The sequence below is a fragment of the Nocardioides sp. L-11A genome (assembly GCA_029961745.1).
Lineage (GTDB): Bacteria > Actinomycetota > Actinomycetes > Propionibacteriales > Nocardioidaceae > Nocardioides.
The window spans coordinates 3947669-3967569 of record CP124680.1 but is presented as its reverse complement, the minus strand read 5'-3'; the positions used below and the strand labels follow the sequence as shown (position 1 = coordinate 3967569).

The window sequence follows — 19901 nt, the reverse complement described above, 5'->3', positions numbered from 1 at the left end:
ACCCTCCGCTCATGACGCTGAGTGCTGCGGTGCGGCGGATCCCGTTCACGCTCGCGGTCGCCGGCGCGATCCTGGCGCTCGGGCTGGTGACCGGATCGCTGTGGTCGCCCCTGGAGTCGAAGGACTGGCTCGCCGACGTCGCCTATGGTCCGCAGGCGCTGGCAGAGGGCCGCTGGTGGACGCTGCTGACGGGTCCCTTCTTCGCGCTCGCGCCGTGGCAGTACCCGGTGGTCGTCGGCTTCTTCGTGCTGCTGTCCGGGCTCGCCGAATGGCGCCTGGGCACGAGGGTCGCGGGACTCTGCGTGGTCGCCGGGCAGCTCGTCGGTGTCACGGTGGGCTGCCTGTCGGTGCGGGCGCTGGCGACGACGGACTGGGTCTGGGCGCGCGAGATCGCCGACGATCTCGACCTGGGGTTCAGTGCCGGTGGGATGTTCGCGGCCATGGTGGCCAGTGCCGGCCTGCGCCGGCCCTGGCGTGGACGGGTCCGTGGCGCGCTGCTCGCCTACACGCTGACCTCGCTGACCTTCCTCGGCTTCCTGTACGACGTCGAGCACCTGGTCGCCGTCGTCGCCGGTCTCCTCGCCGGTCCGTGGGTCGTCGGCCGCCGCCCCGCTCCGCTGCGGGGCCTGCTGCGTCCCGCCCTGACCCGCCAGGACCTGCGGCTGGGCGCCGCCGGCTTCTTCTGGTTGAGCGCGGTGGTGACCCTGATCGCCCAGCTCTCGGACCGGGAGGGGCCCTTCGGCCGGGTCGGCGGTGATCCGCAGTCGTGGTGGTGGGTGCTCGTCCTGGTCGCGACGGACCTCGTCATCGCGCAGGGGCTGGGCCGCGGCCGGCGTACCTGGTGGCGGGTGGCGGTGGTCCTCACCGGCCTGACCTGGCTGGGCGAGGTCGTCACGATCGGCTTCGTGCTCGCCGGTCAGGCCGACAGCAGCGGCCTGCTCTGGCTGAGCGTGGTCCTCGACTCGACCGGTCTCGGCATCCTGGTGTGGGGCCGGCACGCCTTCCGCAACCCGGGCCGCCGCGGCCTGCGGACGGCGAGTCCGCGCCGGATCGGGGCGCTGCCGACCGACGCCCACCGCCAGCGTGCCCGGGACCTGCTGGTCGGCCACGGCTCGGCCAACCGGCTGTCGTGGATGACGACCTGGCCGCAGAACTCCTGGTGGTTCGGCAGCACCGACGGCGCCGTCGCCTACCGCCTGACCTCCGGCGTCGCCATCGGACTGTGCGACCCGATCGCCGGCTCGGCCGCGCCGACCACGGTCGCCGACGAGTTCGTCGCCGCCGTCCGCGAAGGCGGCGCCACCCCCTGCCTGTTCAGCAGCAGCCCCGACCTCGCCGCCTGGGCCCGGGACCGCGGCTGGATGGCGGTCCAGGTGGCCGAGGAGGCGATCATCGACCTGCCGGAGCTCACGTTCCGCGGGAAGAAGTGGCAGGACGTCCGCTCGGCCTTCAACCAGGCGGAGAAGAACGGCATCGGCGTGAGTCTGTACCGGCTCGCGGACGCCCCGCGCAGCATCCGGGTGCAGGTGGCCGCGATCTGCGACGAGTGGGTGCACGAGAAGAGCCTGCCGGAGATGGGCTTCACCCTCGGTGGACTCGAGGAGGCGGCCGACCCCGACGTGTGGATCGCCGTCGCCGTCGACCCCGACATGACCGTGCACGGCGTGACCAGCTGGATGCCGATCCACGGCCCCGGCGGCGGGGTCGCGGGGTGGACCCTCGACCTGATGCGCCGGTTGCCGGGCGGCTTCCGCTACGCGATGGAGCTGCTCATCGCCGGGTCGTGCCTGCAGTTCCAGGAGCAGGGGTACGCCGTGGTGTCGCTGTCGGGGGCGCCGCTGGCCAACGCCCGCGAGGACGAGTCGGCCGACCAGGGCGTGGTCGACACCATGCTCGACCGGATGGGGGAGATGCTCGAGCCGTACTACGGCTTCCGCTCGCTCCAGGCATTCAAGGCGAAGTTCCAGCCGCGCTACGAGCCGCTCTACCTGCTCGTCGAGGACGAGGGGATGCTGCCGTTCGCGGGCCTGGCCATCGGCCGCGCGTACCTCGCCGACGCCACGCTGGGCCAGCTGCTGTCGCTGTCGTTCACCCGGCGGGGCTGACCACCACGTCCTTGATCGTGTAGGTCACCTCGTCGTCGACGGCCTGGGCGATCCGGTCGAGCATCACCGAGCTGGGGTGGTCCTGGCCCTCGGGCCAGTCCACCTTCGCCTTGGCGACCTGCGGGTCGTTGGCCATGGCGATGATCTCGTCGATGGTGAGCCGGGCGAAGTCGGGCGCCGCGCGGCCGGCGGTGGGACCGTCGAGGGAGGTCGCCTCGGTGACCTCGCCGTCGCGCACGACGACCTCGACCGTCCCGACCTGGGGGCAGTAGCAGAGCACCTCGAGGTGGTAGCTGTAGTCCCGCGGGCCGTAGCCGGGGAAGGACGCGGTGCCGGGTGAGCCGGTCGTCGGCGTCGTCGGCGCGGTCGCGTCGGAGCTGGGGCTCGCCGAGGCCGTCGTCCGGTCCGCGGCGCGGTCGGACTCCTTGCTGCAGGCCGCGGCGGTCAGCAGCAGGGGGACGACCAGGGCGGCGAGGGCGGCGGTGGAACGCATGGTGCTCATGATGCCTGGGACGTCCCACCACGCCGATCGGTTCCCCCACCCACCCGGGTCGGGCTGGCGGGTCCGCCGCGCGGAACTGGAACAAGTTGCAGTTCCGGCCGTGACCTGAGTCACAGGCGGCTCGTTGGTCCCGCAACGGCCCGCCCGGGCCGGCGACCCGTGGTGCTCACCCCGAGAGGCGACGCATGCCCCGATCCGCACGTGCGCGACGGCCGCGTCGACCGGTCGGCGTGACGAACCCGGTCGTCAACTCAGGAGTAGGTGGCTGACCAGTGGTGATGAGCACGCGCACCCGCTTGCGCCGGACCGCGGGCGTCGCCCTGGTCCTGGTGGCGCTGACGGCCTGCGGTTCCCAACTCGACCCGGCGACCGTCGCGAAGGCCAGCGGCCAGGGCGGTACGACGGGGGCCGGCTCCGGCACGACCGGCGACACCGGGCTGCCGGCCGGCGATGCCCCGATCGCGGGCGACGTACCGGCCGGGGGAGACGCGCCCGTGCCCGGCGCGGTGGGCGACCCCGGTGCGCCGACCGGGGACGGGGCCGCCGACCCCGGCGCCGCGGCCGGCGGCGGGGGCAAGTCCAAGGGCAAGGGCTCGCCGACGGGCGGCACCAAGGCCGCCTCCTGTGAGGGCTTCAAGAACCAGACCGGCATCACCGACAGCACGATCACGCTGGCGAACGTCTCGGACATCTCCGGCCCGGTGCCCGGCATCTTCGAGTCGGCGCAGCAGGCGACACGGGCCTATGTGGAGTACTTCAACTCGCAGAACACCATCTGCGGCCGCAAGCTGTCCCTGGTCAACCTCGACAGCCGGGCCGACGCCGGCGCCGACCAGCAGGCCTACGTCAAGGCCTGCAGCGATGCCTTCGCGGCCGTCGGCTCGATGTCGGCCTTCGACTCCGGCGGCGCGGCCACGGCCGACTCCTGCGGGCTGCCCGACATCCGCTCGACGATCGTCAACCCGGAGCGCCAGTCGTGCAAGTCGTGCTTCGGCGCGTACTCGATCCGCACCAACCTGATCCCCGACGCGGCCTCGAAGTGGCTGGCGCAGAAGTTCCCCGACGCCGTCAAGAACGCCGCCGTCCTCTACATCAACGCCGGCGCCGCGCCGGTCAACTCCAAGAGCATGGCCGCCGGCTACGAGAAGGGCGCCGGCTGGAAGGTCACCTACCTGCAGGGCATCGACGTCGCGGAGTTCAACTTCGCGCCGTACGTCCAGCAGATGAAGGACAAGGGCGTGCGGGCGGTCGCCTACCAGGGGCCCTACCAGAACACGGTCAAGCTGCAGCAGGCCATGGCCCAGCAGGGCTTCAAGCCGGACTTCTTCCTGCAGGACCCGACCATCTACGACAAGCGGTACGTCCAGCAGGCGGGGGCCGCGGCGGAGGGCACCTACGTCTACGCGGCCAACGACCTCTTCGAGAACACCAAGAACGCCGAGGTGCAGCTGTACCTGTCCTGGCTGCAGCAGGTGAAGCCGGGCGCCATCCCCAACTACTACGGGCTCTACGCCTGGTCGGCGGCCCGGCTGTTCGTGGAGAAGGCGATCTCGCTGGGCGGCAAGCTGAGCCGGGAGTCCCTGGTCGGGGCGTTCAAGGCGACGACCGCCTGGACGGGCAACGGCGCGCACACCGCGATGAACCTCTCGACGCCGAGCTCGCCGCCGTGCCTGAAGGTCATCCAGTACACCGGAGGCCGGTGGCAGCAGGTCTCGCCGGGCGACTACATGTGCGGCGGCGTCGTCGACTCCGGCGTCGGAGGCTGATCGTGGGCTCCCTCTTCGCCTACGTGCTGCTGGGCCTGTTCACGGGCGCGGCGTACGCGATCATGGCGAGCGGCCTGGTGCTGACCTACACGACCACCCGGGTGTTCAACATCGCCCACGGCGCGTTCGGGATGTTCCTGTCCTTCGTGTTCTGGGACTTCACCCAGCGCCAGGGCATGCCGACCGTGCTGTCGCTGATCCTGGTGCTCGGCGTCGTGGCGCCGGCGATCGGCTGGTTCATCCAGCGCTTCGTGACCCGCGGCCTCGGCGAGGGACCGGTGTCGGTGGCGCTCGTCGTGACGGTCGGCCTGCTGGTCGGGCTGATCGGGCTGGCCCAGCAGATCTGGCCGCCGGAGCCGCGCGCGCTGCTGCCGTTCTGGCCCGACACCAGCTGGAACGTCGGCGGCACCTATGTCACCGCCCACCAACTGGTCACCCTCCTCTGCGCGATCGCGGTGGCCTTCGGCCTCTACCTGCTGCTCGGCCGCACCCGGATCGGGACGGCGATGCGCGCCTCGGTCGACAACCCCGAGCTGCTCAAGCTGTTCGGCGGCAAGCCCGACCGGGTGGCCGCGATGTCCTGGGCGATCGGGATGTCGCTCGCGGCCCTCGGCGGCATCCTGCTGGCGCCGGTCGTGCTGCTCGACTACTACGGCCTGACCCTGCTCGTCATCAACGCCTACGCCGCCGCCATGCTCGGCCGGCTCAAGAGCCTGCCGATGACCTTCGCCGGCGCCATGTTCCTCGGCGTGCTGGAGTCGCTCGCGGTCGCCTACCTCCCCAAGGACGGCTTCCTCAACTCCTTCCGCGCGGTGATCCCGGCGCTCTTCCTGTTCGCGATCGTGGTGCTGATGCCGCAGGCGCAGCTGCGGATCGGCCAGGTCAAGGGCATCGTCACCGCGCCCGTCCCCACGATGCGCACCTCGATCGGCTCCGGCGCCGGCCTGCTGGTGGTGGCACTGCTGCTCGTCAACGTGGTCGCGCCCAACCAGGTGCTGCTGATCGGCGTCGCGGCGACGTACGCGATGGTGATGCTCTCGCTGGTGCTGCTCACCGGGTACGGCGGTCACGTCTCGCTCGCGCAGTTCACCTTCGCGGGGGTCGGCGCGCTCGCCTACGCCAAGCTCGACGAGCCGAACCTCTTCGGGCTGCTCGTCTCCGCGCTGATCGCCGCCGCGGTCGGCGCGCTCGTGGCGCTGCCGGTGCTGCGGCTGACCGGGCTCTACCTCGCGCTGTCGACGATGGCGTTCGCCGTCCTCATGGACAAGGTGATCTTCAACGCCGACTTCGCGTTCAAGTTCAACGGCACCCTGGCCGCCGAGCGGCTCTCGATCCTCGGGCTGCGGATCGGGTCGGACACCTCCTACGTCTGGTTCATGGTGCTGGCGTTCGTGCTGCTCTCGCTGGGCCTGCTCGTGCTGCGCCGCGGCGCGCTGGGCCGACTGCTGATCGCGATGCGCGACAGCCCCTCGGCCTGCGGCACCCTCGGGCTCGACATGCGCTGGTTCCGGGTCGGCCTGTTCGCGCTGTCGGCGGGCATCGCCGGCCTGGCGGGCGGGCTCTTCGCCGGCCTGCGCGGCACGGTCGGTGCCGCCGACTTCCTCTACTTCCAGTCCCTGCTGGTGCTCCTGCTGGCCGTCGTCTTCGGTGCCACCTCGGTCACCGGCGCTCTGCTGGGTGGTGTCGCGCTGATGCTGCTGCCCGAGTTCCAGGCCGCGTCGCCGGGCATGGCCGGGCTGCTGTTCGCGGTGATCGGCTTCGGGGCGGTGCTGCTGGGCCGCGATCCCAACGGGATCGCCAACCACCTGTTCCGCGTGGGCCGCTGGCTGCGGGAGCGGATCGCCCCGGACCTGCCGTGGCTGCAGGGACTGCTGCCCCGCGGCGGGACGGTCGCCGGCACGGACGGCTCGGTCGACGTACCGCTGGTCGAGGTCCCGGGCCGCCCGGCCTCCGACGCCTCCGACGCCTCCGACACCTCCGACACCTCCGACACCTCCGACACCTCCGACACCATCGTCATCGAGAAGGTGAGATGAGCATGGCCCTCCTCGAGGTCGACGACGTCGTCGTCCGGTTCGGCGGCGTCACCGCCGTCAACCGGGCGACCTTCACCGCGGACCGGGGCGTGATCACCGGCCTGATCGGGCCCAACGGCGCCGGCAAGACGACCTGCTTCAACGTGATCACCGGCCTGCAGCGGCCCACCAGGGGGCGGGTCCACTACCGCGACCGCGACGTGACCTCCTGGCCGGTGCACCGCCGCGCCCGGCACGGGGTGGGGCGCACCTTCCAGCGGCTCGAGGCGTTCGGGTCGCTGTCGGTGCGCGACAACGTCCGGGTCGCCCACGAGATCCACGGGGGGCCGCTCACCTGGTTCGGCGGCCGACGCGGAACCCTCGGCGTCGACGTGCTGCTCGACCGCGTCGGCATCGCGGAGTACGCCGACGAGCGGGCCGACTCGATCCCGACCGGGACCGCGCGGCTGCTGGAGCTGGCCCGGTGCCTGGCCGGCGACCCCCAGCTGCTGCTCCTCGACGAGCCGTCGTCGGGCCTCGACGAGACCGAGACCGACGCCTTCGGCGCACTGCTCGTCGACCTCGCGGCGGAGGGCTGCTCGATCCTCATGGTCGAGCACGACATGGACCTGGTGATGAGCGTGTGCCACGACATCCACGTGCTCGACTTCGGCGAGATCATCGCCTCGGGCACCCCTGCCGACATCCGGACCGATCCCGACGTCCAGCGGGCCTACCTGGGCTACGCGGAGGGCGACGGCGACACGACCACGATGCAGGCCGTCGCGGAGGAGGTGAGCCCCGGATGAGCGTCCCGATCCTCGACGTGATCGACCTGCACGCCGCCTATGGGCGGATCGAGGTGCTGCGCGGGGTGGACCTCGCCGTGCCGCGCGGTGCGGTGATGGCCCTGCTCGGCCCCAACGGCGCGGGCAAGTCGACCCTAGTCAAGGTGGTCAGCGGCCAGAAGGAGGCCACGTCGGGGGACATCCACCTCGCCGGGGTGCACGTGCAGGGCGCCCGGTCCGACGACCTCGCCCGGGTCGGACTGTGCACGATCCCCGAGGGCCGCTCGGTGTTCCCGAACCTCACCGTCGAGGAGAACCTGGTCCTCATGTCGTACGCCGGCGTGCCGGCCCCGGCGATCCTCGACACCGCCTACGCCTACTTCCCGCGCCTCCACGAGCGTCGCCACCAGCTCGCCGGCACCATGTCGGGCGGCGAGCAGCAGATGCTCGCGATGTCGCGGGCGCTGGCCTCCGACCCGGCCCTGTTGCTGCTCGACGAGCTGTCCATGGGCCTGGCGCCGCTGATCGTCGACGAGCTCTACGAGACCGTCGCGCGGATCGCCGAGTCCGGCGTGTCCATCCTCTGCATCGAGCAGTTCGCCCGCACCGCGCTCCGGGTCGCCGACTACGCCGCCGTGATGAGCGGCGGTCGCATCGTGGCCACCGGTGAGCCGGGAGAGATCCTCGACACCATGGCCGACGTCATCCTGGGAGGGGCGGCATGAGACAACCCACGAAGGTCCTCGTCACCGGCGGCATGATCGGCTCCCTCGCCCTCCTGGCGACCGGGCCCGTCGCGTCACCGGCCGCGGCCGACGACGGTGCCGCGGCGGCGTACGGCGGCTACACGGCCCAGGCCTGGTCGGCCCCGATCCGGGTCGAGGTCTTCGAGCCGAGCCTGCCGATCCCGGTCGACGCCGGCGTGGCCCAACTGGAGTTCGACATGGGCTACAGCAAGGTCAAGGCGGACTCGGGAGAGTCGCGCGGCCGGGCCAGCCTGTTCTGGCCGGGCGACCCGGTCGGCGAGGGCCTGAAGACCTTCGCCGAGCAGCTCGGGCTGCCGCCGAACCCGCTCACCGACGGCGGCTACCCGATGCAGGTCAACTCCCAGTTCCCCGGGGACACCCCGACCCAGAAGGACGAGTCGATCCCGGGCGCGATCATGACGACGACGTCGGGCGACAGGACCGCGACGGCCGAGACCGGCTTCTCGCCCGACGGCACCGTGCTCGGACCCGAGGGCGCCGTCGCGGACCCGGGGACGAAGAGCGGCCTGATGGACCTGCTCAACGGCGTCACCGGCCTGCTCACCGGTGGGCTCGGCGGTGGGCTCGGCGGTGGGCTCGGCGGCGGCTCGGCCGCCGGGACGACGCGCGCGGCCGCGCCCGGCCTGCCGCCGCAGCTCGCCGCGCTGGTCGACATCGACGGCTACGTGTCGACCAGCCGGATGGACGCCACCCGGGGCAAGGTCGTCGGCGTCTCCCGGGCCACGCTCGGCGAGATCCGCCTCCTCGGCGGGCTGATCACCCTCGGCGGCGTCGAGACGGTCGCGAAGTCGACCTCGGACGGCGCCACCGGCACGGCCACCGGCTCGGCCACGTGGGGCAAGCTCGCGATCGCCGGCCAGGAGTTCGGGATCGGCCCGGACGGGGCGATCACGATGGGCAAGACCATGCCGATCCCCGGCCTCGACAAGCTGCCGCTCGACGCCCTCGAGGCCCTCGGTGTCAGCATCGAGGTGCCCCAGCAGGTCCGCACCGTCGACGGCGATGCCGGCACCAGCGTCTCGGAGGGCCTGCGGATCACCATCGACACCCACCTGCTCGCCCCGTTGCTCAAGGCATTGCCGACCAACCTGCTCGCCGAGCTGATCCCGGCCCAGGCCGGCCCGCTCAAGGGCGTGGTGTCCGGACTGTCCAACCTCGCCCCGAAGGTGGTCGTCACCCTCGGCATCGCCGAGGCCGAGGTGGACACGGTCCCGCCGATCGAGATCCTCGCGCCGCCGCCCCCGGACGCGGCGGCCCCGCCGGCAGCCGCGCCCGAGGCGGCGCCCGCTCCCGCGGCAGGCGGGGTCGGCGTACCGTCGGCCGTCGCGCCGGTGCCGCCGCCCGCGAGCGGGATACCGACCGCGGGCGGAACCCCGTCGGGCAGTCTCACCGACGCCGCCCCGGCCAGCGCGGGCCTGCCCGAGCTGTTCTCGATCCCCGGGATGCTCCTCGTCGGCGCCTTCGCCCTCGCGGCGGTCGCCGGGTCGTGGTTCCGCCGGCTCGGAGCCGCGGCGCTCGGCATCGGCGCCCCCTGTCCCCACGGCCTCGACAGCGGCCTCCCCGACCTCCGAAAGGCCTGAGCCATGACCACAGCCGCCACGCCCCCGAGCAGCCGCTCCGCCCGGTCCTTGGGGCTGCCCCGGGCCGGAGAACTGACCGGCGCCGGCCGCTCCGGTGTCGCGCCCCTGAAGGACAACCACTACGCCCTGCTCCAGGTCGTGCTGTTCTGGGCGGGCGCGATCATGCTGCCGCTCGGGATCGTGGTCATCATCCTGGGCTGGTACGGCGCCGCCAACACGCCCTACCAGTGGGACCAGATGTCCTATGTCGTCTCCGGCGGCATGCTCGGGCTGGGCCTGACCTTCGTCGGCGGCTTCCTCTACTTCGGCGCGTGGCTGGCCCGGATCGCCGCCGACGGGCGCGAGTCGTCCAAACGGCTCGCCGACACCCTGCTCGTGCTGGCCGAGGTCACCGCGACGACGGCCCGCACCGATGCCCAGGGCCTCGACGTGGGGGCGATCCCGGTGGTCGCCGGCGGCGGCACCACCATGCACCGGCGCGACTGCGCGCTGATCGCGCACCGCGACGACCTCGCCCCGGTCGGCGAGGACAACGCGCACCTCGCCACGTGCCGGGTGTGCCGCCCGACCGTGCGGCACTGACCTCGGCCTCGTCCCAGCGGCGCTGTGGATAGCTGGACGCGGAGGTCGGTCGCTGCTGCTCGGCTGGAGTGGTGCAGCCACCTCTTCCGTCGGGAGCGCACGTCTTCGTCGACGAGACCAAGGCGCGCTCGTTCCTGCTGGTCGCCGTTGCGATCGCACCGTCGGAGCCTTCTGCTGCTCGACAGGCCATGCGGGCCTTGGTGTCGACCGGCCACCGTCGGGTGCACTTCACGTTGACGGATCGCCAGCGGGCGCGGGTCGTCCAGGTCATCGCCAGCTTGGATGTCCCGGTCGTCGTCGCGCGATCCGCGGATCGTCACCCAGCAGTGGGGACGGTTGGCGACCTACGGTGGCAGATCCGGTCGTCGCCGATCTCGACGCGGACACGAAGAACGGGCCCCGCTAAGCGTCCCTAGGGGCGGCTTCCGGGCCCGCGCCTCCATGAGAGCACGATCGTCCGTCCTGATCCAGAGGAAACCCCCGGCCTGTGGACCATGGGTCGCTACGTCGGGTCGTCCTGACGGATCACCGCGACGTCGCGGACGGCGAACCAGCGGGCCAGGGGGAGCAGGGTCAGCACCAGCACCATCGGGACCACGAAGCCGAACCGCAGCTCGTCGTGCCCGACGACCCCGGTCAGCACCGCGCCGAGCAGGCCGCCGACGTAGTTGAACTGGTTGAACCGCGCGATCACCGCGTCCACCCGCTCGACCGAGCCGCCGGCGATCCGGGCCGCGGCGGAGAAGCTCAGTGGCGCCACTACGGAGATGCCCGCGCCGGTCAGGGTGAAGCCCAGGACGGCGACCGGCCAGGTGGGGGCGGCCGTGACCACGACCAGGCCGCCGCACGCGACCACCGCGCCGATGCGCAGGACCGGCGTGACGCCGTACCGCTCGACGAGCGTGTCGCCGGCCAGGCGCACCACCAGGCTCGCCAGGAGGTAGGGCAGCGTCGCCAGTGCCACCCAGCGCGACGGCGCGTCGACCACCTCGTCGAGGTAGACCGCGCCCCAGGTCTGCGCGGCGGTGTCGACCATGTAGAAGACGACCATCCCGAGGCCGACCATCAGGATCGGCCGCCAGGGGATCGCCGGCCCCGTGGTGCCGGCAGCGCCACCCGAGCCGTCGGTACCGGGGTCGCGGGGCAGGAAGGCGGCGGCCGCGGCGAGCAGGGGCACCAGTGCGACCAGGGCGGTCCAGGACAGGTCGAGGTCCGCGGTCGCGAGGGTGACCGCCGCTCCCAGGAGACCGCCGAAGGTCCAGCCGCCGTGGAAGCTCGGCAGGATGGTGCGGCCGTAGCGCCGCTCCAGGGCGACCGCCTGCATGTTGGAGGTCGCGTCGACCATGCCCAGCCCGACGCCGTACCCGGCGATGCCGAGGAGGAACGCCGCCCACACCGGTGCGGCGAGCATCAGGGCCGAGCCGCCGGCGACGAGGACCAGCCCGGTCCGCAGCACCCGCGCGCTCGCGGTACGGGCCGCGAGCCGCTCCGCGAGCACGGACCCGGCCCCGGCGAGCAGCACGATCGCCAGCAGCACCCCCGAGATGGCCAGCTCGGACAGGTCCCACCGGTCCTTGAGGTCGGGCAGGCGGGTGGTGAGTCCGATGAAGACGAAGCCCTGGGTGGCGAAGCCGAGCGCGACGGCGAGCCGGTACCGGGTCAGGGAGTCGGTCGGGGGCATGGCGGGATCCTGCCACCGCCGAGGTCGACGCGGGCGCGACTGGCAGGATGTCCCCATGGCCGACTCCGCGTTCCTGGCCCGCCACGGCGCGACGGAGTGGAGCATCGCGGGACGGCACACCTCCCGGACCGACCTGCCGCTGCTCCCCGAGGGTGAGGAGGTGGCGCGCGGGCTCGCCGCCCGGCTCGCCGGGACCGACGTCGCCGAGGTGCTCACCAGCCCTCTGCGGCGTGCGCGGCGCACCGCCGAGCTCGCGGGCTTCCCCGACGCGGAGGTCTGCGACGACCTCCGGGAGTGGGGGTACGGCGACTACGAGGGCCGCACCACCGCGGAGATCCGCGAGCAGGTGCCCGGCTGGACGGTCTGGACGCATCCCGCGCCGGGCGGCGAGCCGGCCACGGCCGTCGCCGCGCGCTGCGACCGGGTCGTGGCCCGGATCCGGGCCGCCACCGGCCCGGTCCTGGTGGTCGCCCACGGGCACGTGCTGCGGGCGCTGGCCGCCCGGTGGCTCGGCCTGCCCGTGGCCGACGGGCGGCTGTTCCGTCTCGACACCGCCACGCTCTCCGAGCTCGGACACGAGCGGGAGACGCCCGTCCTGCTGCGCTGGAACAGCTGAGTCGTCCGCCCGTCCCGCCGCGGGTGCTTGACGAACCGGCCGGTGGCGCAGGACGGTGTCGGACATGCCGACCGATCAGCCCGGAGCGCCACGCCGCGGCCCCGACGGGGTGCGCGTGGAGTGCCCGCGCTGCCCGGCGCCGGTGGCCGAGGTCGGCGACGGACGCTGGTCGTGCCCCGACCACGGGATCGTCGTCCCGCTCTGGCGTCCGGTCGCGTCGTCGTACGACGAGTTCGCGGCCCACCTGCTCCGGGTCGGGCCGCTCTTCCCCACCTTCCTGCCCTGGCCGCTCGGGCCGGGCTGGACGGTGAGCGACTTCGCTGCCGTGGTCGCGGAGGGCGACACCGCGCACGCCACGATGGCCTGCGTCTCCGGGACCAGCCAGCTCGACGGACCGGTCGACGTGATGGTGATCAGCGAGGAGCCCGGCACCGGTTTCGGGGCGCGGGTCGCCGGCCTGTCGGCCCCCGACGACGGGCGCCTCGACCCCGGCCACGAGGTCGGTGACGGCCCGGCGCCGGTCCGGGTGCGCGTCGACCAGTACCCCGTCGGGCTGTGGCCGGTCTCGGTGAGCGCCGCGCCGGGGGAGTGGGACCGGTCGGTGCTCGCCGGCGAGGCGGGCGGCCGGTGGCTGTGGCTGATCCTGCGTCCCGCCTCCGCGATCCTGCTGCTGCGCGACGACTGGATCCTCCGCGACATCTCCGCCACCGGCCCACAGCTGGTCGCGCTGCCGTTCGGGGGGCCCGCGCCCTCCTGGTGAGGGTGGTGCACGCACTACCCCAGGTCGGGTCGGTGCGCTACTGACCCGGCCGCCGTGCGCGGCGAGGCTGGAGGCATGTCAGCCAACGAAGCCACCGCCCGCGCGTCGTACCCCGCACCGCGTCGCTTCGCCGCGGTCCGCCGGCGGCCGTTCACCGTCGCCGGTCTGCTCCTCATCGTCGCCATGGGCATCGGCACCGGCGCCCTCACCAGCGGCGCCCTCGACCACGGGTGGGGGCGCTCCCTCGCCTACGGGCCGGGAGCGCTGCAGGCCGGCCACTGGTGGACGCTGTTCACCGGACCGCTGCTGGCGATCGAGCCCTGGTGCTATCTCCCCGTCCTGCTCAGCTTCGGGCTCTGCGTCGGCTATGCCGAGACCCGTCTCGGCACCCTGCGCACCGCCCTGCTCTGGCTGGGCACCCAGGTCGGCAGCGTGGTCGTCGCCAGCGCGCTGATCCTGGCCGCCGGGCCGGCCTCCCTCCGGCAGGCGATGGACGTGGGTCCCTCCGGTGGCGCGCTGGCCGTCGGTGCGGCCATGACGGCCTTCCTGAGCACCGCCCCGCGCCGCATCCTGCGGGCCGGACTGGTCGGCTACGCCGTCCTCTCGCTCCTCGTCGTCGGGCACCTCGCCGACGTCGTCCACCTGGTCGCGGTCGCCGGCGGCCTGCTGATCGGCTCCCTGATCGGCCCCCGGCGCCGTCCCGTCGTCAACCGCGACCGCGCGGTCGCCCACCTGCAGCGCGAGGGCGGCGGCTCCCTCTCCTGGATGACCACGTGGCCCGGAGTGCGCTATCTCTACGACCCGCGGGGCGAGGGCTATGTCGCCTACCGCCGCCATCTCGGCGTCGCGCTCGCCCTCGGCGACCCGGTCGGCACCGCCGGCTGGCGCGACCGCGCCCCGTCCGCGTTCGCCGCCTTCTGCGCCGACGAGCACCTCATCCCCAGCCACTTCGCGGTCAGCGGGCCGCTCGCCCGGGCCATCGGCGGGCGCAGCCTGCAGGTCGGGGAGGACACCCTGCTCGACCTGCCCGAGCTGGAGTTCCGCGGCAAGCGCTGGCAGGACATCCGTACGGCGCGCAACCGTGCCACCCGCGACGGCATCCGCTTCGAGCTCGTCGTCCTCGCCGATGCCGCCCCGGACGTCGTCGCGCAGGTCCGCGCGATCAGCGACGGGTGGCTGCGGCGCCAGCGGACGCCCGAGCTCGGCTTCACGCTCGGTGGCGTCGACCACGCGATGGACCCGCGGGTGCGGGTCGCGCTGGCCCTGGACGCCGACGACCGGGTGCACGGCTTCCTCTCCTGGCTGCCGGTCCACGGCGGCGAGGGCCGGGTGGACGGCTGGACCCTGGACCTCATGCGCCGCCCGGAGGACGGCTTCCGGCCGGTCATCGAGTTCCTCATCGCCGAGTCGTGCCTGGCCTTCAAGGAGGAGGGAGCGCGGGTCGTGTCGCTGTCGGCGGCGCCGCTGGCCCGCAGCACGGGTGAGCCGGAGGGCCGGCTGCAGCGCGGCCTGGAGCGCTCGGCGCGGATCCTGGAGCCGCTCTACGGGTTCGCCTCGCTGCACGCCTTCAAGGCCAAGTTCTCCCCGCGCTGCGAGCCCCTGCACCTGACCTACCGCTCGCTGGCCGACCTGCCCCGGATCGGTGCGGCCGTGCTGGTCGCCTATCTGGTCACGCCGAAGACCCGCGAGGTCGGCGTACCGGTGGCCCGTCCGCTGCCGCCCGTCACGGCGGCCGCCGCGGACCGGTCGGCCGAGCAGGTCGAGGTCGCGGCCTGACCGGGCGGGGCCGCCGCGGGCACTAACCTCGTACGGTGACGATCGACCTCCACACCCACTCCAGCGTCAGCGACGGCACCGCGTCGCCCGCCGACCTGGTGCGCGCCGCGGCGGCGGCCGGGCTCGAGGTCCTCGCCCTCACCGACCACGACACCACCGCGGGTTGGGCCGAGGCCGCCACCGCGGCCGAGGAGGCCGGGGTCGGCCTGGTGCGCGGGATCGAGGTCAGCACCCGCTACCGCGGCGCCGGCGTGCATCTGCTGGCCTATCTCCCCGACCCCGACGAGCCGGCGCTGCGGGCCGAGCTCGGCCGGATCGTGGCGGGCCGTGAGGACCGGGTCCCGGCCATGCTCGCCCGGCTGCGCGAGCTCGGCATCCCGGTCACGCAGGAGGCGCTGGCCGAGGTCAGCCCGGACAACCAGGTGACCGGCCGGCCCCATGTCGCCGACCTGCTGGTGCGGCTCGGCGCCGTCCGCGACCGCGACGAGGCCTTCGCCCGCTACCTGTACGACGGCGGCCCGGCCTTCGTCGACAGGTACGCCGCCGACCTGGTCGCGATGCTCGGCCTGGTCGCCGGGGCCGGCGGGGTCGCCGTCGTCGCCCACCCGTGGGGTCGGGCCTCCGCGGGGGTGCTCGACGAGACGGCCTTCGCGGAGCTGGCCGACGCCGGGCTCGGCGGCATCGAGGTCGACCATCTCGACCACGACCGGCAGGCCCGGTCCGGGCTGCGGGCGATCGCCGGCCGGCTCGGTCTGGTCGTCACCGGCTCCAGCGACCACCACGGCACCGGCAAGACCGGTCACGACCTCGGCAGCGAGACGACCGCCCCGGCCCAGCTGGACCGGATCCTCGAACGGGCCGCCGCCCTCGGCTCCCCGACGGCCCTGGTCGGAGGGCGGCGCCGGTGATCGAGTACGTCCTGCTCGTCGAGGTCTTCGTGACCCTCTTCGTGATCATGGACCCGGTCGGCACCGTGCCGATCTTCCTGTCCCTGACCGCGGGACGCAGCCCCGCCACCGCCCGCCGCGCCGCCTGGCAGGCCGTGGCGGTGTCCTTCCTGGTGATCACGCTGTTCGCGTTCTTCGGCCAGCAGATCCTCAACTACCTGCACATCTCGCTGCCCGCCCTGCAGTGCGCCGGCGGCCTGCTGCTGCTCCTGGTCGCCCTCGAGCTGCTGACCGGCAAGGAGGAGGCGATGACGGCCTCCACCGACGCCAATATCGCCCTGGTGCCGCTCGGCACCCCGCTGCTCGCCGGTCCCGGCGCCATCGTCGCCACCATGCTCTTCGTCCAGGACATCGACACCTGGGGCGACGGCGTCGCGGTCGCGCTCGGCGTCATCGGTGTCCACCTCGCGCTGTGGGCCGCGATGCGGTACTCGCTGCCCATCCTGCGCCTGATCCGTGAGGGTGGCGTCCTGCTCGTCACCCGGATCGCGGGACTTCTGCTCTCCGCCATCGCCGTCCAGTTGGTCGCCGACGCCGTGCGGGCGTTCATCGCCGGTGAGGGCTGAGTGTTGAGTTGCCGCTTCCTCGCCGTTGACTTGCCGCTTTCCGACTGTTGAGTTGTCGCTCAGGTGGCATCTCGACTACGAGGACGGGGCAACTCGATGGTGAGGAAGCGGCAACTCAACGTCACTTGCGACCGAGGGACTGGAGGCGCTGGAGGAGCGGGCGGGGTGCCAGGCGGCTGGCGGTGACGATGGTCTTGTAGCGCTTCGACGGGATCGACATCGCGCGGCCGCGGTCGAAGTCGGCGAGGGCGTCGCGGACCAGCCGGTCGGCCTCGAGCCAGAGCAGCCGGGGGGCGGAGGCGTCGCGGTCGATGCCGAGGCGCTGGTGGAACTCGGTCCGCACGAAGCCGGGGCACAGTGCCATCACGGTGACACCCCGCCCGGCGTACTCCTGGTGGGCCCAGGCGCTGAACGAGTTCACCCACGCCTTCGCCGCGCTGTAGGTGCCGCGGGGGAGGAAGGCGGCCACGCTCGACACGTTGATCACCCCGCCCCGGCCGCGCTCGACCATGCCGCCGAGCGCCGCGTGGGAGAGCCGGAGCACGGCCCGGACCAGGACGTCCTGCTGGGCCTGCTCGACGTCGACCGGGTTGTCGAGGAAGCGCTCCTTCAGCCCGAACCCGGCGTTGTTGACGAGCAGGTCGATCGGCGCGCCGCGGTCGGCCAGCCGGGCCTCGACCCGGGCCAGCGCGTCGGGCGCGGTCAGGTCGGCGGGGAGCACCTCCACCCCCACGCCGTACGACGACCGGAGCTGCGCGGCGACGGACGCGAGCCGCGTCTCGTCGCGGGCCACGAGGACCAGGTCCTGGCCACGGGCGGCGAGCTGGCGGGCGAACTCCAGGCCGATGCCGGCGGTCGCGCCGGTGACGAGGGCGGTGGGCATGCCGCAAGACTAGGGAACCGCGGGCCCGGCGCGGGGACGCGCCGTGGCCCATCCGGCATGATGGGGGCGATGAACAGCGTGCCCGCTCCCCCCACGATCCTCGCTGTCGCCAACCAGAAGGGCGGCGTCGCGAAGACCACCAGCGTCGCCTCGATCGGCGCGGCCCTCGCGGAGCGGGAGCAGTCGGTGCTGCTGGTCGACCTCGACCCGCAGGCCTGCCTGACCTTCTCGCTGGGCATCGACCCCGAGGACCTCGAGCTGTCGGTCCACCACGTGCTGACCAAGGGCACCGCGGTCGCGGAGGTGATCCTCGAGACCGACGACGGGGTCGACCTGCTGCCCGCCACGATCGAGCTCGCCCGCGCGGAGGCGGACCTGCTGACGCGCACCGGTCGCGAGCACGTCCTGCGCGGGGTGCTGGAGGACCTGCGCGGGAGCGGCCGGAGCTACGACTGGGTGCTGCTCGACTGCCCGCCGTCGCTCGGCGTGCTCACCGTCGCCGCGCTCACCGCGGCCGAGGGCGTCCTCATCCCGCTCCAGTGCGAGACCCTGTCGCACCGCGGGGTGGGCCAGCTCCTCGACACCGTGCACGACGTACGCCGCTTCACCAACCGCGAGCTCGCCGTGTGGGGCGTGCTGCCGACGCTGTACGACGGCCGGACCAACCATGCACGGGCCGTGCTCGACACCATCGCGGAGACCTACGACCTCGTGGTCGTCGGGCCACCGATCCCCAAGACGATCAAGTTCGCCGAGGCGCCCGCCGCGGGCCGTTCGATCCTCGCGACCAGCCGCACGAGCAAGGGCGCCGAGGCCTACCGCGAGGTCGCCGGGGCCCTGCTCACCCGCGCGGGGCGCTGAGCCGCCGTGGGCAAGCACGCGGTACGCCGGGGGAGCGGCCGGCATCGGGCTCCGGCCCGACCCCGCTACGGCCGGATCGGCGCGGTCGTGGCGGCGCTGACGGTGACCGCCGTGGCGCTCGCGGGCGGCTTCGGGCTGTTGCCGACCGGTGGCGGCGGGCCGGCCGCGGCCAGCTCGGCGGGTGCGCGGGCCGACCCGGCCACCGATCCGGCCACCGATCCCGCCACCGATCCGGCGGCCGACCCGTCCGCCGGCGCCGTCAACGGCGAGCTCGCCGACGTGAGCACGCCCATCGCCGCCGACTCGGACTCGACCGAGCTGCCGGCGGCGTCGGGCACCGGCCGTCGGGTGGTGTTCAGCGAAGGGCGCCAGCGGGTCTGGCTGGTCGGCAGCGGGGGATCGGTCGAGCGGACCTATCCCGTCTCCGGCAGCGTCTACGACAACCTGGAGCCCGGCACGTACGCCGTCTACTCCCGCAGCCGGCACGCGATCGGCATCGACGACTCCGGCACGATGGAGTACTTCGTCCGGTTCACCCAGGGCACACAGGGCGCCGCGATCGGGTTCCACACGATCCCGGTCGACCGGGGTCGGCCGGTGCAGACGATCGCCCAGCTGGGCACGCCGCTCTCGCACGGCTGCATCCGCCAGGCGCGGCCGAACGCGATCGCGCTGTGGGAGTTCGCGCCCGTCGGCACCTCCGTCGTCGTCACCGCCTGATCGACGCCGGCCCCACCGGCCCCAGGGGCCTCGGCAGCCCCAGCCCGGGGCGAGCACGATTTGCCCTGCTCGGGGGGCGTCTGTCTAGGGTGCCCGGATGCTCGCCCACCTCGGAAAGCACCTCGCCGCGACCGTCGCCGCCCTGACGATCCTGACCCTCGCCGTGACCTTCGCGCCCGCCCAGGGCGTCGCCGCGGCGCCCTCGAACCCCGAGCCGGCCGCGGTCCCGGACCCGGCCACCTCGCAGAAGGGCGGCGGCTTCGAGATCCGGGCGATGTCCTTCAACATCCTCACCGCCTCGATGGCCCCCGGCGGCGCGACCCGGGCACACCGGGCGGCCACCGAGGTGCAGAACAACAAGCGCACCGTCGCTGCCTTCCAGGAGGTGCACCAGTCCCAGCTGAAGGTGCTGCGCAACCGCCTGCCGCGCTTCAAGTTCTACCCGCGCCGCACCCTCGACAACTTCAGCGGCGCGATCCAGATCGCCTGGCACACCGGCGAGTACGACGTCCGCGACAAGGGCGAGATCTACCGGCCGTCGATGGGCAAGATGCGGGCGATCCCGTGGGTCAAGCTCAAGCACCGCGTCACCAAGCGCTCCTTCTACGTCATCGCGATCCACAACGCGCCCGGCGGCCTCGAGGCCGAGCGGGACATCTCCACCGTGCGCGAGATCAAGCTGATCAAGCGACTCGGCGCCAAGGGCAAGCCGGTCGTGGTGATGGGCGACATGAACGAGCGTGTCGAGTTCTGCCAGCGCGTGGCCAAGGCGACCGACCTGGTCTCGCTCGGCGGCACCAAGCGCAACCCGTGCCCGGTGCCGCCCAAGGCCGGCCCCGACTGGATGCTCGCGACCTGGACCGGCACCCGGTTCAGCGACTACCGCAAGGTCTACAACGGCATCAGCGACCACCCGATGCTGGTCGGCAACGTGTGGGTGGAGCCGCTGCCGCCGAAGGTCTGAGAACACGTTCGGAGGCCTCACG

Annotated in this window: 18 protein-coding genes; 15 read left to right on the top strand and 3 right to left on the bottom strand. The window is 73.2% G+C overall.

The annotated features are described in order from the left end of the window. Positions 1-11 precede the first annotated feature (11 nt). Positions 12-2105 carry a DUF2156 domain-containing protein gene (locus QJ852_19080; protein WGX95253.1) on the top strand — a complete coding sequence of 698 codons (2094 nt, stop codon included), beginning with the start codon at positions 12-14 and terminating at the stop codon, positions 2103-2105. Here the strand turns inward: QJ852_19080 and QJ852_19075 are convergent. Further along, complete coding sequence (locus QJ852_19075; protein ID WGX95252.1) at positions 2089-2598, bottom strand: DUF6174 domain-containing protein; 510 nt, start codon at positions 2596-2598, stop codon at positions 2089-2091. The genes QJ852_19080 and QJ852_19075 overlap by 17 nt on opposite strands. A 287-nt stretch (positions 2599-2885) precedes the next feature. On the opposite strand from QJ852_19075, the gene QJ852_19070 reads away from it, so the two are divergent. Genes QJ852_19070 through QJ852_19045 form a run of 6 tightly spaced genes read left to right on the top strand, consistent with a single transcriptional unit; the run spans position 2886 to position 10105 of the window. Then, complete coding sequence (locus QJ852_19070; protein ID WGX95251.1) at positions 2886-4373, top strand: ABC transporter substrate-binding protein; 1488 nt, start codon at positions 2886-2888, stop codon at positions 4371-4373. Positions 4374-4375: 2 nt separating this feature from the next. After that, positions 4376-6409, top strand: coding sequence for an ABC transporter permease (locus QJ852_19065; protein ID WGX95250.1), 2034 nt, complete (start codon positions 4376-4378; stop codon positions 6407-6409). Continuing rightward, entirely contained in the window at positions 6406-7197 is a 792-nt protein-coding gene (locus QJ852_19060; GenBank protein ID WGX95249.1) for an ABC transporter ATP-binding protein, read from the top strand. The genes QJ852_19065 and QJ852_19060 overlap by 4 nt, the downstream gene beginning before the upstream one ends. Continuing rightward, the gene (locus QJ852_19055; GenBank protein ID WGX95248.1) at positions 7194-7901 is read left to right on the top strand and encodes an ABC transporter ATP-binding protein; all 708 of its coding nucleotides are present in this window, start codon (positions 7194-7196) and stop codon (positions 7899-7901) included. The genes QJ852_19060 and QJ852_19055 overlap by 4 nt, the downstream gene beginning before the upstream one ends. Continuing rightward, positions 7898-9523 (top strand): choice-of-anchor P family protein, encoded by a 1626-nt coding sequence (locus tag QJ852_19050; protein WGX95247.1) that lies wholly within the window; start codon positions 7898-7900, stop codon positions 9521-9523. The genes QJ852_19055 and QJ852_19050 overlap by 4 nt, the downstream gene beginning before the upstream one ends. A 3-nt stretch (positions 9524-9526) precedes the next feature. Then, on the top strand, positions 9527-10105 hold the full coding sequence (locus QJ852_19045) for a hypothetical protein (protein ID WGX95246.1): 579 nt from the start codon (positions 9527-9529) through the stop codon (positions 10103-10105). Positions 10106-10607: 502 nt separating this feature from the next. On the opposite strand, the gene QJ852_19040 is transcribed toward QJ852_19045, so the two are convergent. Next, complete coding sequence (locus QJ852_19040) at positions 10608-11786, bottom strand: MFS transporter (protein WGX95245.1); 1179 nt, start codon at positions 11784-11786, stop codon at positions 10608-10610. Positions 11787-11841: 55 nt separating this feature from the next. Here QJ852_19040 and QJ852_19035 point away from each other — a divergent pair, with 55 nt between their 5' ends. The 5 genes from QJ852_19035 to QJ852_19015 all read left to right on the top strand — a co-directional run bounded on the left by QJ852_19035 (position 11842) and on the right by QJ852_19015 (position 16451). Further along, complete coding sequence (locus tag QJ852_19035) at positions 11842-12402, top strand: histidine phosphatase family protein (protein ID WGX95244.1); 561 nt, start codon at positions 11842-11844, stop codon at positions 12400-12402. 64 nt (positions 12403-12466) lie between these two features. Then, complete coding sequence (locus tag QJ852_19030) at positions 12467-13162, top strand: hypothetical protein (GenBank protein ID WGX95243.1); 696 nt, start codon at positions 12467-12469, stop codon at positions 13160-13162. 75 nt (positions 13163-13237) lie between these two features. Continuing rightward, the gene (locus QJ852_19025) at positions 13238-14938 is read left to right on the top strand and encodes a phosphatidylglycerol lysyltransferase domain-containing protein (GenBank protein WGX95242.1); all 1701 of its coding nucleotides are present in this window, start codon (positions 13238-13240) and stop codon (positions 14936-14938) included. Between the two features lie 35 nt (positions 14939-14973). Beyond that, positions 14974-15846, top strand: a complete 873-nt coding sequence (locus QJ852_19020; GenBank protein WGX95241.1) for a PHP domain-containing protein — start codon at positions 14974-14976, stop codon at positions 15844-15846. Then, complete coding sequence (locus QJ852_19015) at positions 15843-16451, top strand: MarC family protein (GenBank protein WGX95240.1); 609 nt, start codon at positions 15843-15845, stop codon at positions 16449-16451. Before QJ852_19020 ends, QJ852_19015 begins: the two co-directional genes overlap by 4 nt. 121 nt (positions 16452-16572) lie before the next feature. Here the strand turns inward: QJ852_19015 and QJ852_19010 are convergent, their stop codons facing one another. Next, the gene (locus QJ852_19010) at positions 16573-17334 is read right to left on the bottom strand and encodes an SDR family oxidoreductase (GenBank protein ID WGX95239.1); all 762 of its coding nucleotides are present in this window, start codon (positions 17332-17334) and stop codon (positions 16573-16575) included. Positions 17335-17403: 69 nt separating this feature from the next. Between QJ852_19010 and QJ852_19005 the strand changes: the two genes are divergently transcribed. The 3 genes from QJ852_19005 to QJ852_18995 all read left to right on the top strand — a co-directional run bounded on the left by QJ852_19005 (position 17404) and on the right by QJ852_18995 (position 19879). Further along, on the top strand, positions 17404-18195 hold the full coding sequence (locus QJ852_19005) for a ParA family protein (GenBank protein ID WGX95238.1): 792 nt from the start codon (positions 17404-17406) through the stop codon (positions 18193-18195). Between the two features lie 6 nt (positions 18196-18201). Beyond that, positions 18202-18915 carry a L,D-transpeptidase gene (locus QJ852_19000; protein ID WGX95237.1) on the top strand — a complete coding sequence of 238 codons (714 nt, stop codon included), beginning with the start codon at positions 18202-18204 and terminating at the stop codon, positions 18913-18915. A gap of 97 nt (positions 18916-19012) precedes the next feature. Further along, positions 19013-19879: a hypothetical protein gene (locus tag QJ852_18995; GenBank protein ID WGX95236.1), complete on the top strand. Its 867-nt coding sequence runs from the start codon at positions 19013-19015 to the stop codon at positions 19877-19879. Positions 19880-19901: the final 22 nt, after the last annotated feature.

Coding starts and splice junctions, on each gene's coding strand:
- QJ852_19075 (WGX95252.1), bottom strand. CDS start 2,598: ATGCGTTCCACCGCCGCCCTCGCCGCCCTGGTCGTCCCCCTGCTGCTG.
- QJ852_19040 (WGX95245.1), bottom strand. CDS start 11,786: ATGCCCCCGACCGACTCCCTGACCCGGTACCGGCTCGCCGTCGCGCTC.
- QJ852_19055 (WGX95248.1), top strand. CDS start 7,194: ATGAGCGTCCCGATCCTCGACGTGATCGACCTGCACGCCGCCTATGGG.
- QJ852_19035 (WGX95244.1), top strand. CDS start 11,842: ATGGCCGACTCCGCGTTCCTGGCCCGCCACGGCGCGACGGAGTGGAGC.
- QJ852_19005 (WGX95238.1), top strand. CDS start 17,404: ATGAACAGCGTGCCCGCTCCCCCCACGATCCTCGCTGTCGCCAACCAG.
- QJ852_18995 (WGX95236.1), top strand. CDS start 19,013: ATGCTCGCCCACCTCGGAAAGCACCTCGCCGCGACCGTCGCCGCCCTG.
- QJ852_19050 (WGX95247.1), top strand. CDS start 7,898: ATGAGACAACCCACGAAGGTCCTCGTCACCGGCGGCATGATCGGCTCC.
- QJ852_19070 (WGX95251.1), top strand. CDS start 2,886: ATGAGCACGCGCACCCGCTTGCGCCGGACCGCGGGCGTCGCCCTGGTC.
- QJ852_19045 (WGX95246.1), top strand. CDS start 9,527: ATGACCACAGCCGCCACGCCCCCGAGCAGCCGCTCCGCCCGGTCCTTG.
- QJ852_19080 (WGX95253.1), top strand. CDS start 12: ATGACGCTGAGTGCTGCGGTGCGGCGGATCCCGTTCACGCTCGCGGTC.
- QJ852_19010 (WGX95239.1), bottom strand. CDS start 17,334: ATGCCCACCGCCCTCGTCACCGGCGCGACCGCCGGCATCGGCCTGGAG.
- QJ852_19025 (WGX95242.1), top strand. CDS start 13,238: ATGTCAGCCAACGAAGCCACCGCCCGCGCGTCGTACCCCGCACCGCGT.
- QJ852_19060 (WGX95249.1), top strand. CDS start 6,406: ATGAGCATGGCCCTCCTCGAGGTCGACGACGTCGTCGTCCGGTTCGGC.
- QJ852_19030 (WGX95243.1), top strand. CDS start 12,467: ATGCCGACCGATCAGCCCGGAGCGCCACGCCGCGGCCCCGACGGGGTG.